The sequence below is a fragment of the Bradyrhizobium sp. BRP20 genome, from assembly GCF_020194215.1.
GTDB classification, from domain to species: Bacteria; Pseudomonadota; Alphaproteobacteria; order Rhizobiales; family Xanthobacteraceae; genus Bradyrhizobium; species Bradyrhizobium yuanmingense.
This window is the reverse complement of record NZ_JADYVY010000005.1, coordinates 211,007-226,853: the sequence shown is the minus strand read 5'-3', so window position 1 is coordinate 226,853 and position 15,847 is coordinate 211,007. Positions and strand designations below refer to the sequence as shown.

At 65.1% G+C, this 15,847-nt stretch carries 14 protein-coding genes and 1 pseudogene; 12 read left to right on the top strand and 3 right to left on the bottom strand.

The genetic code is table 11. The features are described 5' to 3' along the window. Window positions 1–3 precede the first annotated feature (3 nt). From miaA to ilvC, 8 genes are all read left to right on the top strand, one after another. On the top strand, window positions 4–945 hold the full coding sequence (miaA, locus tag I6F33_RS14740; protein ID WP_225137973.1) for a tRNA (adenosine(37)-N6)-dimethylallyltransferase MiaA: 942 nt from the start codon (window positions 4–6) through the stop codon (window positions 943–945). 327 nt (window positions 946–1,272) lie between these two features. Next, window positions 1,273–3,048 (top strand): acetolactate synthase 3 large subunit, encoded by a 1,776-nt coding sequence (locus I6F33_RS14735; RefSeq protein ID WP_225143055.1) that lies wholly within the window; start codon window positions 1,273–1,275, stop codon window positions 3,046–3,048. A 4-nt stretch (window positions 3,049–3,052) separates the two neighbouring features. After that, entirely contained in the window at window positions 3,053–4,024 is a 972-nt protein-coding gene (locus tag I6F33_RS14730; protein ID WP_225143053.1) for a threonine dehydratase, read from the top strand. Between the two features lie 22 nt (window positions 4,025–4,046). After that, entirely contained in the window at window positions 4,047–4,589 is a 543-nt protein-coding gene (gene ilvN / locus I6F33_RS14725; RefSeq protein ID WP_018640841.1) for an acetolactate synthase small subunit, read from the top strand. 3 nt (window positions 4,590–4,592) lie between these two features. After that, window positions 4,593–5,288, top strand: a complete 696-nt coding sequence (locus I6F33_RS14720) for a class I SAM-dependent methyltransferase (protein WP_036006616.1) — start codon at window positions 4,593–4,595, stop codon at window positions 5,286–5,288. A 49-nt stretch (window positions 5,289–5,337) separates the two neighbouring features. Continuing rightward, complete coding sequence (locus I6F33_RS14715) at window positions 5,338–6,213, top strand: EamA family transporter (RefSeq protein WP_036006618.1); 876 nt, start codon at window positions 5,338–5,340, stop codon at window positions 6,211–6,213. Window positions 6,214–6,221: 8 nt separating this feature from the next. Then, window positions 6,222–6,824: a LysE family translocator gene (locus I6F33_RS14710; protein ID WP_036006650.1), complete on the top strand. Its 603-nt coding sequence runs from the start codon at window positions 6,222–6,224 to the stop codon at window positions 6,822–6,824. 133 nt (window positions 6,825–6,957) lie between these two features. Then, on the top strand, window positions 6,958–7,977 hold the full coding sequence (ilvC, locus tag I6F33_RS14705) for a ketol-acid reductoisomerase (protein ID WP_036006621.1): 1,020 nt from the start codon (window positions 6,958–6,960) through the stop codon (window positions 7,975–7,977). A 243-nt stretch (window positions 7,978–8,220) separates the two neighbouring features. On the opposite strand, the pseudogene I6F33_RS14700 reads toward ilvC, so the two are convergent. Next, window positions 8,221–8,823: pseudogene (locus tag I6F33_RS14700) on the bottom strand (hypothetical protein); the annotation flags it as partial. Between the two features lie 105 nt (window positions 8,824–8,928). Between I6F33_RS14700 and I6F33_RS14695 the strand changes: the two are divergent. Beyond that, window positions 8,929–9,582: a TetR/AcrR family transcriptional regulator gene (locus I6F33_RS14695; protein WP_225141606.1), complete on the top strand. Its 654-nt coding sequence runs from the start codon at window positions 8,929–8,931 to the stop codon at window positions 9,580–9,582. 210 nt (window positions 9,583–9,792) lie between these two features. Beyond that, window positions 9,793–11,505, top strand: a complete 1,713-nt coding sequence (locus I6F33_RS14690; RefSeq protein WP_225127745.1) for a sulfatase-like hydrolase/transferase — start codon at window positions 9,793–9,795, stop codon at window positions 11,503–11,505. A gap of 70 nt (window positions 11,506–11,575) precedes the next feature. On the opposite strand, the gene I6F33_RS14685 is transcribed toward I6F33_RS14690, so the two are convergent. Together I6F33_RS14685 and I6F33_RS14680 are read right to left on the bottom strand one after the other, a co-directional pair. After that, window positions 11,576–13,132, bottom strand: a complete 1,557-nt coding sequence (locus tag I6F33_RS14685) for an ABC transporter permease/substrate-binding protein (protein WP_225143051.1) — start codon at window positions 13,130–13,132, stop codon at window positions 11,576–11,578. After that, window positions 13,129–13,911, bottom strand: coding sequence for an ABC transporter ATP-binding protein (locus tag I6F33_RS14680; RefSeq protein WP_225143048.1), 783 nt, complete (start codon window positions 13,909–13,911; stop codon window positions 13,129–13,131). Before I6F33_RS14680 ends, I6F33_RS14685 begins: the two co-directional genes overlap by 4 nt. 278 nt (window positions 13,912–14,189) lie before the next feature. Between I6F33_RS14680 and I6F33_RS14675 the strand changes: the two genes are divergently transcribed. Together I6F33_RS14675 and I6F33_RS14670 are read left to right on the top strand one after the other, a co-directional pair. Beyond that, the gene (locus tag I6F33_RS14675; protein WP_225132242.1) at window positions 14,190–15,008 is read left to right on the top strand and encodes an ABC transporter ATP-binding protein; all 819 of its coding nucleotides are present in this window, start codon (window positions 14,190–14,192) and stop codon (window positions 15,006–15,008) included. Then, window positions 15,008–15,796: an ABC transporter permease gene (locus tag I6F33_RS14670; RefSeq protein ID WP_036006641.1), complete on the top strand. Its 789-nt coding sequence runs from the start codon at window positions 15,008–15,010 to the stop codon at window positions 15,794–15,796. Before I6F33_RS14675 ends, I6F33_RS14670 begins: the two co-directional genes overlap by 1 nt. Window positions 15,797–15,847 lie beyond the last annotated feature (51 nt).

Sequence of the window (15,847 nt, the reverse complement as noted above, 5' to 3'; positions counted from 1 at the left end):
TTCGTGAGCGAGGGGTATTCCAGCAAGGCCGTGCTTATCGCAGGCCCGACCGCCAGCGGCAAGTCGGCGCTGGCGCTGGAGCTTGCGCGTGCCGCCGGCGGCGTCGTCATCAATGCCGATTCCATGCAGGTCTATCGTGACCTCCGCATCATCACGGCGCGGCCGACCGCAGCGGACGAGGCGCTCGTGCCGCATCGTCTCTATGGCCACGTCGATGCCGCCGTGAATTTCTCGGCCGGTGCCTGGGTAAGCGATGCGGCGAAGGCGCTCGACGAGGCGAGGGCGCAGCGACAGCTGCCGATCTTCATCGGCGGCACCGGGCTCTATTTCAAGGCGCTGACCACAGGTCTCTCCGCGGTGCCGCCAATCCCCGCCGAGCTGCGCGAGGATGTGCGCGCGCGGCTGGAACGGAACGGCGTCGAAGCGCTGCACGCGGAACTCGCAGTCCGCGATCCGCGCGCGGCCGAGCGATTGAACCTGCGCGACCGCACCCGCATCGCCCGCGCGCTCGAGGTGATCGAGGCAACCGGCCGTTCGCTGCTCGATTGGCAGCGGGAGGGACAGCCACCGCTGCTGCCCAAGGACAGATTTCGCGCGGTCTTCCTCGCGCCCGAGCGTGACGAGCTCTATGCCCGCATCGATGCCCGTTTCGATGCCATGCTGGGCGCCGGCGCGCTCGAGGAGGTCGAGCGGCTCGCCGCCAGGCATCTTGATCCGCTGCTGCCGGCAATGAAGGCCCATGGCGTGCCATCCTTGATCCGGCACCTGCGCGGCGAACTCAGCCTGGAGGAGGCTGCCAGCATTGGCCGCGCCGATACTCGCCATTACGCCAAGCGGCAATTCACCTGGTTCCGGCACCAGCTGCCGGACTTCGAATGGGTGAGGCCGGAGCAAGCGAGCGGATGGCTCGCCGCGGCCGTGCCGGCGGAACGGCGCACCGACTGACGCGCTTTTGTGCCGGGTTCCCGAATTTACCTCTCGCCGAACCCGGGGAACACCGCTACACTGCCGAAATCGCGCGGGAACGGCCGCATTGCCTTGACATCCAAGGTTTGGCCGCTATGTTTCGCGCAACCTTTGGGAAGCCGAGCGCCGCCATGCGTAACATTATTACCAAACTCCTTATCGCCGTCGTACCCAGGCACACCGCCGGGGGTGGCTAGCTGCCATCCACATGACAGGCGGTGTGCATGGGCCCTCTTCGGGGCCTTTTTTATTTCCCGAACCCGACACGAATGAAGCCGCTGACAACAGCGCATCCGGAGCAAGCCAATGAGCGACAAGAGCCACGATCCGAACCAGATGACCGGCGCCGCGATGATCGTCCGCGCACTCATCGATCACGGCGTGACCAACATTTTCGGCTATCCCGGCGGCGCGGTGCTTCCGATCTATGACGAGATCTTCCAGCAGAGCGAGGTCCAGCACATCCTGGTCCGCCACGAACAGGGCGCGGGCCATGCCGCCGAGGGCTATGCGCGTTCCACCGGCAAGCCGGGCGTTGCGCTGGTGACCTCCGGCCCCGGCGCCACCAACATGGTGACGCCGCTGACGGATGCCCTGATGGACTCGATCCCGCTGGTCTGCATCTCCGGCCAGGTGCCGACGCATCTGATCGGCAACGACGCGTTCCAGGAATGCGACACCGTCGGTATCACGCGTCCCTGCACCAAGCACAATTGGCTGGTGCGCGACGTCAACGATCTCGCCAAGGTGCTGCATGAGGCCTTCTACGTCGCCACCTCGGGCCGTCCGGGCCCGGTGCTGGTCGACGTTCCCAAGGACGTGCAGTTCGCCACCGGCACCTACCATCCCCCGCGCAAGTCCGACGTGCACCGCTCTTACGCGCCGCGCGTGAAGGGCGATGCGACGCAGATCCGCAAGGCGGTCTCGCTGCTCGCGAACGCCAAGCGTCCCGTGATCTACAGCGGCGGCGGCGTCATCAATTCCGGCTCCGAGGCGACCCAGCTGTTGCGCGAGCTGGTTGAGGTCACCGGCTTCCCGATCACCTCGACGCTGATGGGCCTCGGCGCCTATCCGGCGTCGGGCAAGAACTGGCTCGGCATGCTCGGCATGCACGGCACCTATGAGGCCAACATGACCATGCATGATTGCGACGTCATGCTGTGCGTCGGCGCGCGCTTCGACGACCGCATCACCGGCCGCGTCGATGCGTTTTCGCCCGGCTCGAAGAAGATCCACATCGACATCGATCCGTCCTCGATCAACAAGAACATCCGCGTCGACGTGCCGATCATCGGCGATTGCGGCAACGTCCTCGGCGACATCCTCCAGGTGTTCAAGGCGGAGGCGAAGAAGCCTGACATCAAGTCGTGGTGGCAGCAGATTGCGCAATGGCGCGCCCGCAACTCGCTCTATTACAAGAAGAGCAGCGACGTCATCCTGCCGCAACACGCGATCCAGGCCTTGTTCGAGCAGACGCGCGGCAAGGATACCTACATCACGACCGAGGTCGGCCAGCATCAGATGTGGGCGGCGCAGTTCTACGGCTTCGAGGAGCCGCATCGCTGGATGACCTCGGGCGGTCTCGGCACCATGGGCTACGGCCTGCCGGCCGCGGTCGGCGTTCAGGTGGCCCATCCCGACAGCCTCGTCATCGACATTGCCGGCGATGCCTCGGTGCAGATGACGATGCAGGAGATGTCGACGGCGGTTCAGTACGAGCTGCCGATCAAGATCTTCATCCTGAACAACCAGTACATGGGCATGGTGCGCCAGTGGCAGCAGCTGTTGCACGGCAACCGGTTGTCGCATTCCTATTCCGAAGCGCTGCCGGATTTCGTCAAGCTCGCGGAGGCCTACGGCGCCGTCGGGCTTCAGGTGCACAAGCCGGCCGATCTCGATGGCGCCATCAAGGAGATGATCTCGGTCAAGCGCCCGGTGCTGTTCGACTGCCGCGTCGCGGCGCTCGAAAACTGCTTCCCGATGATCCCCTCCGGCAAGGCCCACAACGAGATGCTGCTGCCGGAGCAGGCCAACGACGAGGCGACTGCGAAGGCATTCGCCGGCGGCAAGGCGTTGGTGTGACGCCATGTTCGACCTGAACGAACTCGAGCGCGCACATGCGATCGTGGGGCAGGCGGTGCCGGCGACGCCGGCGCATGCTTGGCCGTTGCTCAGCCGCCGGCTCGGCACCGCGGTCGTGGTCAAGCACGAGAACCACACGCCGACCGGCGCCTTCAAGGTGCGTGGCGGCCTGGTCTATCTCGATCGGCTGAAGCGAGAGCGGCCGAACGTGCCGGGCATCATCTCGGCCACCCGCGGCAATCATGGCCAGAGTCTTGCTTTCGCGGCGCGGCGTCACGGCGTGCCCGCCGTGATCTACGTGCCAAAAGGCAATTCGGTTGAGAAGAACCATGCCATGCGCGCGTTCGGCGCCGATGTGGTCGAGCACGGCGACGATTTCCAGCTGGCGCGCGAAGAAGCCGGGCGCCGCGCGCAGTTCGAAGGCCTGCACATGGTGCCGTCGTTCCACCCTGACCTCGTGCTGGGGGTGGCGACCTACGCACTGGAACTGTTCCGCGCGGTGCCCGATCTCGACGTGCTCTACGTTCCGATCGGGCAGGGCTCCGGTATCAGCGCCTGCATCCTGGTGCGCGACTTGCTGGGCCTGAAGACGGAGATCATAGGTGTGCAATCGACCGAGGCGCCGTCATATGCGCTTTCGTTCGCGGCCGGCAAGGTCGTAACGACCGAGACCAGTGACACGCTGGCCGATGGCGTGGCGACACGCTTTCCGGACGCGGAAGCTGTTGCGCTTGTTTGCAAGGGCGCCTCGCGCATCGTCCAGGTTACGGACGATCAGATCGCGCTCGCGATCCGCGCCTATTGGACCGACACGCACAATCTCGCCGAAGGCGCCGGTGCTGCCGCGCTGGCGGCGGCGCTGCAGGAAAAGAGCAAGCTGAAGGGCAAGCGCGTCGGTCTCGTGCTGTCCGGCGGCAATATCGATTTCGATCTGTTCCGCCGTTGGGTCGGGACGGATGCGCCGGCGACGGCGTGACGGAGAGACAGAGGGGACGACAATGAACCAGCCCGCATCCGCCTATTTCATCGAGGACCGTCACGATCCCAACGAGACGCATACGCTTGCGGTGCTCGTGCAGAACGAGCCGGGCGTGCTCGCGCGCGTCATCGGCCTGTTCTCGGGGCGCGGCTACAACATCGAGAGCCTCACGGTCTCGGAGACCGAGGCCCAGAAGCATCTGTCGCGGATCACCATCGTCACCACGGGCACGCCGATGGTGATCGCGCAGATCAAGAACCAGCTCGACCGCATGATCCCGGTGTACCAGGTCGTCGACATGACCCAGACCAAGCGCTCGATCGAGCGCGAGTTGGCGATGGTCAAGGTGCGCGGGCAAGGCGAGCATCGGGTCGAGGCGCTCAGGCTGGCGGATGCGTTCCGCGCCCGTGTGATCGACGCCACCACCGAGAGCTTTGTGTTCGAGATCACAGGCAATACGGACAAGATCAATCAATATATCGATCTGATGCGCCCGCTCGGCCTCGTCGAGGTGTCGCGCACGGGTGTTGCCGCGATAGGTCGCGGGCCTGAAGGGATGTGAGCCATGTTGGCGCGCGACTGGTACTACAACGAGCGGAACCGGATGGGGATCGAGCCCGCTGTGGCCTCGATCTACGACAACCATGACGATGCCGATCTGCGCGCGCGCGCCGCGCTGAAGATGCTCGGGGTCCAGCGCGGCTGGCGCATCGCCGATATCGGCTGCGGCAACGGCGTGCTCGCCACCGAAGCGGCGTTGATGGGGGCCGACGTCGACGCCATCGACATTTCGCCGGCCATGCTGGCGCTCGCCGAGATCTACGCCCGCGACCGCAAGGCGCCCGTGCGCACCCAATCCGCCGGCCTGCTCAGCTTCGCCTACCGGCCAGAATCCTACGATCTCATCGTCAGCGAGTTCACGCTGCACCACCTGCCGGATTTCTGGAAGGCGGTGGCGATGTCGCGGATTTTTCGCGCCCTCAAGCCCGGGGCGACATTTTATCTCCGCGACATCGTTTACTCATCGATGCCCGACGCGATCGAGCGTGACGTCGAGCAATGGGCCGACTTCCAGATCAAGAACCACGATTTCTCCCGCGAGGGCGTGGTGACTCACATGCGCGATGAATATTCCACCTTCGGCTGGGTGATGGAGCGGATGCTGACCGACGTCGGCTTCACCCTGGTCGCGGCCGACTACCACGCGCCGATGCACGGCACGTATCTGCTGCGGAAACCGAAAGCCGGCGAGCAAGGCTAGACCAGAACAACAAACAGGGCTGCGAGACAAAGCAGAACCGGAAACAACAATGAAGCCGGCCGACATCCTCATCGCCGTCATGGTGGCGATCATCTGGGGGCTTGCCTTCGTGGCGAGCCGGATCGCGCTCGACGAGCTGTCGCCGGAGTTGATGACGGCGTTACGCTTCACCATCGCCGCGGTGCCGTGCCTGTTCATTTCCAAGCCGAAGGTCGCCTGGTCACTGCTGGTCGCGATCAGCTTCACGCTGTTCCTCGGCCAGTTCCTGTCTCAGGCCTATGGTATCGCCCACGGCGTGCCGGTGGGTTTGACCTCCGTCGTGGTGCAGAGCCAGGCGCTGTTCACGATCGGCTTTGCCGCGCTCGCGTTCGGTGAGCGGCCGACGCCGGTGCAGACTCTGGGGATCGTCGTTGCCGCGGCGGGCCTTTTGATGATCTGCGGCACCGTCGGCTATGATTTCAGCGTCGGCGCCTTCGCGGTTCTGATGGTCTCGCCGCTCAGCTTCGCCATCGGCAATCTGTTGCTGCGCGGCGCCCGCGGCGTGCCGATGTTCGATCTCTTCGCCTGGCTCTGTCTCGCCTCGGCCGTGCCGCTGTTCGTGCTGGCGCTGATCGCCAACGGTCCGGCGCCGACCTGGACGTCGCTGACGCACATGTCGCTCACATCGGCGCTCTGCATGCTGATGCTCGGCGGCATTTCCACCAGCATCGCCTATTGGCTATGGGGCCGCCTCTTGCGCGACTATCCGGCTGCACAAGTGGTGCCGTTCGCACTGCTGGTGCCGTTCGTGGGCTCGGCGGCCTCCAGCATCGTGTTCGGCGAACGGTTCGGGCCGCTGCGCCTCGCCGGCATGCTGACCGTGATCTTTGGGATCGCCGTGATGGTGCTGGCGAAGCGCCCGCAAGTTCTACCGAAGACTGCGTGAGGGTGATGATGACCTACTCGCTGCTCTACGCCTTCCTCGTCTTCATGGTCGTGATGTATTTCACGCCCGGGCCGAACAACATCATGCTGCTGTCCTCCGGCCTGACCTACGGCTTCCGGCGCACCATCCCGCACATCGTCGGCATCGTGCTCGGTTTCGCCTTCATGGTCGCCGCGGTCGGCCTCGGGCTCGGCTCCGTGTTCCTGGCCTATCCGATCCTCCAGACCATCCTGAAATATGCCGGTGCCGCCTATCTGATCTATCTCGCCGCTGTGATCGCCATGGCCGGTCCGGCCAAGCCGGGCGAGGAGAATGGCCGCGGCCCCATGACCTTCTGGGGCGCGGCCATGTTCCAGTGGATCAATGCCAAGGGTTGGGTGATCGTGATCGGCACCATCACTGCCTATGCGGCGATCGCCCAATTCCCGCTCAACATCGCCATTCAGACCGTGATCAGCCTCGTCGTCGGCACGGTCTCGACGGTAGTCTGGGCGCTATTCGGTACCGCATTGCGGCCGGTTCTGACTTCCGAGCGGCTGGTCCGCGCCTTCAACATCCTGATGGCGATCCTGCTGCTGGCCTCCCTCTACCCCGTTTTCATGGATGCATGATGTCGCGGATTTCCATGCAGAAACGGGTTTCCCTCAGGGCTGAAAATGCTCTAGACAGCCCCCGAAATCCGCAAATTTCACCCTTCGGACACTGACCATTGGCCGATTTCGGCCCTGAACGAGGAAACGACCTATGCGTGTTTATTACGATCGCGACGCCGACCTGAACCTGATCAAGGGCAAGAAGGTCGCCATCGTCGGCTACGGCAGCCAGGGTCACGCCCATGCGCTCAACCTGAAGGATTCCGGCGTAAAGGAAGTCGCCATTGCGCTGCGCAAGGGTTCGGCTTCGGCGAAGAAGGCGGAAGCCGCCGGCTTCAAGGTGCTGGAAGTTGCGGAAGCTGCCAAATGGGCCGACCTCGTCATGATGCTGACCCCGGACGAGCTCCAGGGCGACATCTACCGCGAGCACTTGCACGACAACATGAAGAAGGGCGCTGCCCTGGTGTTCGCGCACGGCCTCAACGTTCACTTCAACCTGCTCGATCCGCGTGCCGACCTCGACGTGCTGATGATCGCGCCGAAGGGCCCCGGCCACACTGTGCGCTCGGAATATCAGCGCGGCGGCGGCGTGCCCTGCCTGATCGCAATTGCGAAGGACGTCTCGGGCAACGCCCACGACCTCGGCCTGTCCTACGCCTCCGCCATCGGCGGCGGCCGCGCCGGCATCATCGAGACCACGTTCAAGGAAGAGTGCGAGACCGACCTGTTCGGCGAGCAGGTGGTGCTCTGCGGTGGCCTGGTCGAGCTGATCAAGGGCGGCTACGAGACCCTGGTCGAAGCCGGCTATGCGCCGGAGATGGCCTATTTCGAGTGCCTGCACGAAGTGAAGCTGATCGTCGACCTGATCTATGAAGGCGGCATCGCCAACATGAACTACTCGATCTCCAACACCGCCGAGTACGGCGAGTACGTCACCGGCCCGCGCATCATCACCGACGAGACCAAGAAGGAGATGCGCAAGGTTCTGGCCGACATCCAGGGCGGCAAGTTCGCCCGCGACTGGATGCTCGAGAACAAGGTCAACCAGACCTCGTTCAAGGCGACCCGTGCCAAGCTCGCCGAGCACCCGATCGAGGAAGTCGGCGCGAAGCTGCGCGACATGATGCCCTGGATCAAGAAGGGCGCGCTGGTCGACAAGAGCAAGAACTGACGTCTGCGCCGTCATTCCGGGTTCGCGCTCAGCGCGCGCCCCGGAATGACGAGCGAAATTCAAGCTTCGCTCGCCAAGCCAAATCTTGGACCTTGGCGGCTATGGTCGAGCGAGATCGCAAACAGCGGTCTCGCTCTTTTCGTCTCGGCGAGACATCGCTCTCTCATTCTTTCCGCGGCCTGAAGCGCAGTTGAGCGGCTCGGCTCCTGCCAAATACGGCGTCGCATCAGCCCGCCGGGACGGTCTGCCACGCGGATCGCGGGCCATCGCAATCATGCGCAGCGCCAGCACGATGAGCAGCGGAAGCAGGAAGGCGGCATAGAGCGGCATCGTCGGCACGCGCTTGCCGAACGAGACCATGAACTGGAGCCAGAGGTAATAGCCGCCCACAAGGTGCAGGGCCCGCCAGGCGCGCGGGCCGATCAGTGCGGCGGTGCGGTCGAACGATGTCGCGCCCATTGCGATGATGAAGCCGTAGCCGATGCCGCCGAAGACGTAGGAGGCTGCCGAGGTGGCCTCGGCAAATCCGGCCGGATCCATCCCGGCAAACGTCATGATCGCCGCCGCGTGGATGGCGTGGGAGGCCGCGAAGCTAAGGCCCAGATAGCGACGGTTGCGCTTCTGCCAGCGCGTCCAGGCATTGGGCCACAGCCGCGCCAGCGCCGCGGCGCTGAAGGCGAGGCAGAACAACAGGAGCGAGCTTCGCGCCGTGAAGCGGATCACCGTGCGAACGCCCTCGACCTCGAACTGCCGCATCGAGGCGATCCATAGGCTGAGTGCGACGAGGCTCACGCAGAGAACGGCCAGCAGGCGCCAGCCTTCGAGCCAGCTTCGACGTTCGGACATGGCGACCTCCCTCTCTATGTAATCATCGATTACATTTGGCGTGAATGCGCCGTCAACGGTGTAATCATTGCTTACATTCACGTTCGGGTGAGGCTAGAAGGATCCATGCCTGTTCGTCAGCCGTCCAAGCCGCGCGTCCGCCGCCCTGCCACGGAAGCCCGGCCGTACCATCACGGCGACCTCCGCCGCGTGTTGATCGATGCTGCGCTGCAACTCGCAGCGGAAGGCGCCGAAGTCTCGGTGCGGGAGGCTGCGCGCCGAGCCGCGGTGTCGCCGGGGGCGCCGTTCCGACACTTTCCCAACCGCGATGCGCTCATGGCAGCCGCGGCCGAGGAGGCACAGCGGCGCTTTCGCGCCGAGATCGATGCGGCGCTGCGCGAGGCTCCGGCCGCCGACCCGCTCGCCCGCTTCCGCGCCTTCGGTCTCGCCTATTTGCGTTGGGCCATGCGCAATCCCGCGCATTTCGAGATCATCTCGACCGGGCGCTATTTTGCCCATGGCAGCTCGCCGGACCTGACACGAGACAACGCCGAGCTGATCGCGCTAACGGAGCAGATGCTGGTCGACGCGGCAGAGCAAGGCCTGCTGCGGTCGGCCGACCTCAAGCGTATCCAGGTCGCCGGGCGCGCCCTCGTCTACGGTTTCGCTCGGATGAATCTCGACGGCCATTTCCCGCGCTGGGGCGTCGGGGAGGGCGAGATCGAGCGGATGGCGGAGGGGGTGATCGACCTGTTCATCGCAGGTATCGCAAAGCCCTAGCGGGCCAGCGGCTCTGGTCGATGCCGTACGGCGCAGCCCGCTAACATTAAGCGAAGGTCGGACCGCGCCGCGCGTTGCCTCTCCTTGATCATTCCGTTACAGTTTTATGACACGGTGCAGGCTTCCGGCTGCTCCGGACGCCCTGGCTGTTTTTGGGTCGGCCAGCCAGGCTTGGCATCACCGCGCCGGACCAGAAGTTGCGTGTCGTCGATGGCGTCCGCGCCCAATCCAGGTCCTTCTGCCACGACGGCCGTGCTGGCGAGCGTCGCCGCGCTCGGCATCTGGCGGCTGCTCGCGGTTGCAGCGCCGCATCTGGCGGCACTCGCCCTGATGTACGAGACCGAGACCGATTTCGGCTCGCGCCTGTCCTTCGCGCTGGCCTGGGGCATCCTCAACTTCTTCTGGATCACGCTGCTGCGTCGCCCCGCGCTGTCGGGTGCGCTGTCGCTGACCATGGTGGTCGTGCTGGTGCTGCTGTCGCGGCTCAAGCACGACGTCGTGCAGATGACGGTCAACTTCATCGACCTGATGATGATCGACCGCGACTCCGTCGCGTTCCTGTTCACGATCTTCCCGAACTTACGCTGGTCGGTGATCCTGGCCGGTCTGGTCACGCTGCCGCTGATGTATGCGCTGTGGTGGCTCGATCCGTTCCGCATCCGCCGCCTGCCGGCGCTCGCCTGCAAGCTCGCCTGCCTTGCCGCCCTGGTCTGCTATTCGCTCTATCACCCGGACGAGGCCTGGCGCGGCTATTACGACGACGGCTATCTCTCGAAATTCTTCCGCTCGGGCGTCACGGCCGTCTCCGATTTTGCGCAATACGGCTTCATGGAGGCGTCTGCTTCGACCGGCGAGCGGCTCAACATGCCGCTGGTCGATGCCTGCCACCCGGCTGGCCGCCGGCCCAACATCATCATGATCCATGATGAATCGAGCTTCGACATCCGCGCCGCCCAGGGCATCAAGGTGCCGCCGCGCTATGGCGACTATTTCAAATCGTGGGACGGCAAGCAGCGCACGTTCCTCGCCGAGAGCAATGGCGGGCCGAGCTGGTTCACCGAGTATAACGTGCTCGCAGGGCTTTCCTCGCGTTCATTCGGCCGCTTCGCCTATTTCGTCACGCGCATCGCCTCGAACCGGGTCGAGCGCGGCCTGCCGCTGGCGCTGCGCCGCTGCGGCTACGACACGCTGTCGCTCTATCCCGCCCATGGCGGCTTCATGGGCGCGCGCAGCTTCCAGATGACGACGGGAATCGAACGCTTCCTCGATTCCAAGGATCTGGGCGCCAAGGGTGTCGAGCCCGACAGCTTCTTCTACGACAAGGCGCTTCAGCTGATCGGCCAGCAGCCGCCGAACAAGCCGCTGTTCGCCTTCATCTATCTCGGTGCCAACCACTTCCCCTGGGAGACCCGCTTCCGTCCCGATCTGCTGCCGAATTGGCGCGCGCCGGGCAATGTGCCGTCCATCGATGAATATCTGCGCCGCCAGACTATGAGCGCCGAACAGTACAAGGCGTTCGTTGCCGGTTTGAAGAAGACCTTTCCCGGCGAGCCATTCCTGATCGTGCGCTACGGCGATCATCAGCCGGAGTTTGCGGCTGCCATCCTCGAGCCCGGGCTCGACGAGGGCGCCATCGGCAAGAAGCTCGACGCCTACGATCCGCGCCTCTACGCGACCTATTATGCCATCGACGCCATCAATTTCGAACCGGTCGGAAGCCAGGCCGTGATGGACACGATTGACGGTCCCTATCTGCCGCTGGTGGTTCAGGAAGCCGCCGGCATCCCGCTCGACCCGTCCTTTGCCGAGCAGAAGGAGATCATGCTCCGCTGCAAAGGCATCTTTTACGGCTGCAAGGATGGCGCCGAGGCGCGGCGGCTGAACCGGCTGCTGATCGACGCGGGGATGATCCGGGGGCTGTAGCCTCTCGCTTGGATCGCGGACGCAACTCTTCGACCGTCACCCCTGAGGTGCTCATCAAGCGGCGGCGGACCTACTGTTTGATCTTCTCCCACAACCACTTCGCCACCGCATCGGGCGATGAATTCGCATCGTTGCCGCTGGCGCGCAGGTTCGCCTCGCGCATGGTGGCGATGTCGATCTTGCCGAGCAATGGCTTGAGCGCCGCCTGCAGTCGCTCGTCTCCGGCGCGCTTCGGCGCGAGCAGCAGGATCGCGTCGTAGGGCGGGATCGCGTGTTTGGGATCGTCGAGCGCTGTGAGCTCGTATTTGGCGATCAGGCCGTCGCTGGTGTAGCCAGCGATGACGTCGACCTCGCCGCTGGCAACGGCCGCATACATGAAGTCCGGCTGCATCTGGCGCTGGGCGCGGAACTGCAGCCCATAGGCCTTTTGCAGGGCAGCCCATTCGGGCCGCGAGAAGAACTCGTAGTCGCCGGCAATCGACAGCGTGGCCGAATGTGCGGCGAGATCGGCGACGGTTCGGATGCCGAGCGCATCGGCGCGTCGTCTTGGCATCACCAGCGCATAGGCGTTCTCGAAGCCGAGCTCGCCGAGCAGGGTGATGTCGTCCTTGGCGAGCGCCGTCTTCAATTCCGCCACCAGTTCTGCGCGCGGCTTGATGTCGGTGCGATGCAGCTGGTTGGCCCAGAGCGTGCCGGAATAGTCGACATAGAGATCGATGTCGCCGGCCTTCAGCGCCCCGAAGATCACACTGGAGCCGAGGCCGGAGCGTGCGGCCGCCGAGAGGCCCGCCGCCTCGAGGCGGTCCCTCATCAATGCCGACAGGACATATTGCTCGGCGAAGGTCTTGGCGCCAACCACATAGCCTGACGACGAGCGCCCCATGGTCGGCACCAGCGTTGCTGCAACCAGCGCCGCGATTCCGAGCGCCCCGAGACCGCTGCGCACACGGCTGCGGCGGCGCAGGCCGCTCTCGATCAGCCCAAGCAACTGGTCGACTGCGAGCGCGAGGAGAGCGGAAGCCACGCAGCCGAACAGCACGAAGACCCAGTTCTGGGTCTGGAGGCCGGCAAAGATGTAATTGCCGAGACTGGTCTGCCCGATCGGCGTCGACAGCGTCGCGGTGCCGATCACCCACACCGCCGCGGTGCGGATGCCGGCCATCATCACCGGTAGCGCGAGCGGCAGCTCGACGATCAGCAGCGATTGCCGCGCGGTCATGCCGACGCCCTCGGCAGCCTCGATCAGCGCGGGATCGATGCCGTTGAGGCCGGTGATGCCGTTGCGCAGCACCGGCAGCATCGAATAGAGCGCCAGTGCCAGCATCGCCGGCAGGAAGCCGAACGCGGAGAAAGATACGCCGAACCAGGCCAGCGTGACGGAAGCAGCCAGCAGCAGCAGCGGATAGAACAGCGCGAGCAGCGCCAGCCCGGGTACGGTCTGCACGATGCTGGCCAACGCGAGCAGGATGCCGCGTGGCGCCGGACGGTTGCGCGTCAGGATCGCCAGCGGCAGGCTCACGGCGAGGCCAAGCGCGAGGGCGGCGAGGCTCACCCGCACATGGTTGCCGAGGTAGTCCGGCAGATGCGACAGCGCCTCGCCCCAGCGCGGATCGGTGAAGAGGCTCATGCCGCACCGCCCATCGGCAGCAACGCATTCAGCCGCTCGACCTGGCGCCGCGGGGTACGCAACAGCTCGAGCACGTAATCGTCGCTGCTGCTCGATAGCTCCGCAGCCGTACCCTGTGCGAGCAATCGTCCGCCGCGCATCACCGCGATGCGGTCGGCGAGCAGGAGCGCCTCGGTCATGTCATGGGTGATCATCACGGTGGTCAGGCCGAGCTTGCGGTGCAGCGCGCGATAATCGTCGCCGAGCGCATCGCGGGTGAGGGGATCGAGCGCGCCGAACGGCTCGTCCATCAGCACGATGCGGGGCCTTGCCGCGAGCGCCCGCGCCACGCCGACGCGCTGGCGCTCGCCGCCGGAGAGCGCCTCGGGCAGCCGGTCGCGATGCGTTGCGCGGTCGAGCTGCACCAGCTCCAGCAGCTCGTCCACGCGGCCCGCAACGGCCGCAGCCGGCTCGCCGAGCAGCTTCGGCGTGATGCCGATATTGTCGGCGACGCTCAGATGCGGAAACAGCCCGCCGCTCTGGAAGACGTAGCCGACCCGGCGCCGAAGCGCGACCGGATCGACATTCTGCACGTCCTCGCCTTCGACGGTGATGGTGCCGCTATCGGCCTCGATCAGCCGGTTGGCGAGCCGCAGCAGCGTGGTCTTGCCCGAGCCCGAGCCGCCGACGATCGCCACAAACTCGCCCGCCGCGATGTCGAGCGACACGTTATCGACGGCTGCAAGGGAGCCGAAGCGCTTGGTGACGTGCTGGTAGCTGATCGCCAGCTTGGAAGACATCGTGGGAGAGCTCTCTTTTCTCTTACCCTCCCCGAGGGGGAGGGTCGATCGCGCGCAGCGCGAGCGGGGTGGGGTGATCTGTCGACGCGGGCAGTATTCGACGCGGAGAAACCGTCACCCCACCCCGGTTCGCATTCCGCTTCGCTTCATGCGCACCGACCCTCCCCCTCCAGGGGAGGGTGAGAGCACGGCAAGTCCCCATGCGTAGCACGCTTGGCGGCTTGATTGAACTTGGCCGCACGAGCGGCTAAGGCATCGGCCTGAGTTGGAGGAAGCACATGACGACGCCCACGGCAGTGGCGCTGGAAGATGCCAAGGTTGCGTTCCGGCTGGGGGACGGCCGGGTCTATACGGCGGTGGAGAAGGCCCATCTCGCGGTGGCACAGGGCGAGTTTGTCGCCATTGTCGGGCCCACAGGGTGCGGAAAATCGACGCTGCTCAACGTCGCGGCGGGCCTGCTCAAGCCCGCCGCGGGCAGCGTCAGGATTTTCGACCAGCCATTGGCGGGGCTGAATCGGGATGCCGGCTATTTGTTCCAGGCTGATGCGCTGTTCCCCTGGAAGACTGCGCTCGACAATGTCGCGATCGGACTCGAGGTCAAGGGCACGCCGCGCGCTGAAGCCTTGTCGCAGGCGCAGAAATGGTTGACCGCCGTCGGCCTCGGCGCCTTCGCGAACCGCTATCCGCACATGCTTTCGGGCGGCCAGCGCAAGCGCGTGGCGCTGGCGCAGGTGCTGATCCGCGATCCGAAGATCCTGTTGATGGATGAGCCGTTCGGGCCGCTCGATGCGCAGACGCGCCAGGTCATGGGCAATCTGCTGCTCGATCTGTGGAGTGCCGACCGCAAGGCCGTGCTGTTCGTCACCCACGATCTCGAAGAGGCCATCGCGCTCGCCGACCGCGTCGTGATCATGTCGGCGGGGCCGTCCTCGCGCATCATCGGTGACTGGCGCGTCGGCCTGGCCCGCCCGCGCGACATTTTCGAGGTGCGCCTCGACAAGGAATTCCATGCGCTCCATCGCGAGATCTGGAGCGTGCTGAAGGATGAGGTGATGAAGGGGTACGCACAGTCCACTCAGGCGGCGGAGGTGGTCTGATGTCGCGCACGACGCTGTTTGCGCTGCAGATCCTGGTCGCTGTCGTCGGCTTGGTGCTGTGGCAGGTGCTGTCGACCGTTCCCGTGTTCGGCAAGATCCTGCTGCCGCCGTTCTTCTTTTCCAACCCGTTGGACGTGTTCAGCCAGATCGTGAAATGGTTCGCCTCCGGCGTGATCTGGAAGCACCTCGGCATCACGCTCGCGGAATCGATCCTCGCCTTCGTGATCGGATCGCTTGGCGGCGTCCTGGTCGGCTTCTGGTTCGCGCGCCAGCCGCTGGTCGCCGCGGTGTTCGACCCCTATGTGAAGATGGTCAACGCCCTGCCGCGTGTCGTGCTGGCGCCGATCTTCGCGCTGTGGCTCGGGCTCGGCATCTGGTCCAAGGTCGCGCTCGGCGTCACCCTGGTGTTCTTCATTGTCTTCTTCAACGTCTATCAGGGCGTCAAGGAGGTCAGCCGGACCGTGCTCGACAACGGCCGCATGCTCGGCATGAGCGAGCGGCAGCTGATGCAGCATGTCTATTGGCCGTCGGCGCTGTCGTGGATGTTCTCGTCGCTTCATACCTCCGTCGGCTTCGCCGTGGTCGGCGCGGTGGTCGGCGAATATCTGGGATCGGCGGCCGGGCTCGGCTATCTGATCCAGCAGGCCGAGGGCATCTTCGATGTCGCCGGCGTGTTCGCCGGCATGTTCGTGCTGTCGGCCTTCGTCATCCTGATCGATTTCGGCGTCACCTTGGTGGAGCGGCGCCTCCTGGTGTGGCGGCCGGCCGCGTCGGACGGGCGGGGGTAGGAAGCAGGTCTATTTGATCGCGTCGTTGCGATCGCGGACGTGTGTTGGGCA

What these genes read in the sequence shown, in the direction of transcription:
- I6F33_RS14730 (WP_225143053.1), top strand. Translation starts at nt 3,053, where the DNA reads ATGTTCGACCTGAACGAACTCGAGCGCGCACATGCGATCGTGGGGCAG.
- I6F33_RS14680 (WP_225143048.1), bottom strand. Translation starts at nt 13,911, where the DNA reads ATGTCTTCCAAGCTGGCGATCAGCTACCAGCACGTCACCAAGCGCTTC.
- ilvC (WP_036006621.1), top strand. Translation starts at nt 6,958, where the DNA reads ATGCGTGTTTATTACGATCGCGACGCCGACCTGAACCTGATCAAGGGC.
- I6F33_RS14685 (WP_225143051.1), bottom strand. Translation starts at nt 13,132, where the DNA reads ATGAGCCTCTTCACCGATCCGCGCTGGGGCGAGGCGCTGTCGCATCTG.
- I6F33_RS14715 (WP_036006618.1), top strand. Translation starts at nt 5,338, where the DNA reads ATGAAGCCGGCCGACATCCTCATCGCCGTCATGGTGGCGATCATCTGG.
- ilvN (WP_018640841.1), top strand. Translation starts at nt 4,047, where the DNA reads ATGAACCAGCCCGCATCCGCCTATTTCATCGAGGACCGTCACGATCCC.
- I6F33_RS14690 (WP_225127745.1), top strand. Translation starts at nt 9,793, where the DNA reads ATGGCGTCCGCGCCCAATCCAGGTCCTTCTGCCACGACGGCCGTGCTG.
- I6F33_RS14710 (WP_036006650.1), top strand. Translation starts at nt 6,222, where the DNA reads ATGACCTACTCGCTGCTCTACGCCTTCCTCGTCTTCATGGTCGTGATG.
- I6F33_RS14735 (WP_225143055.1), top strand. Translation starts at nt 1,273, where the DNA reads ATGAGCGACAAGAGCCACGATCCGAACCAGATGACCGGCGCCGCGATG.
- I6F33_RS14720 (WP_036006616.1), top strand. Translation starts at nt 4,593, where the DNA reads ATGTTGGCGCGCGACTGGTACTACAACGAGCGGAACCGGATGGGGATC.
- I6F33_RS14695 (WP_225141606.1), top strand. Translation starts at nt 8,929, where the DNA reads ATGCCTGTTCGTCAGCCGTCCAAGCCGCGCGTCCGCCGCCCTGCCACG.
- I6F33_RS14675 (WP_225132242.1), top strand. Translation starts at nt 14,190, where the DNA reads ATGACGACGCCCACGGCAGTGGCGCTGGAAGATGCCAAGGTTGCGTTC.
- I6F33_RS14670 (WP_036006641.1), top strand. Translation starts at nt 15,008, where the DNA reads ATGTCGCGCACGACGCTGTTTGCGCTGCAGATCCTGGTCGCTGTCGTC.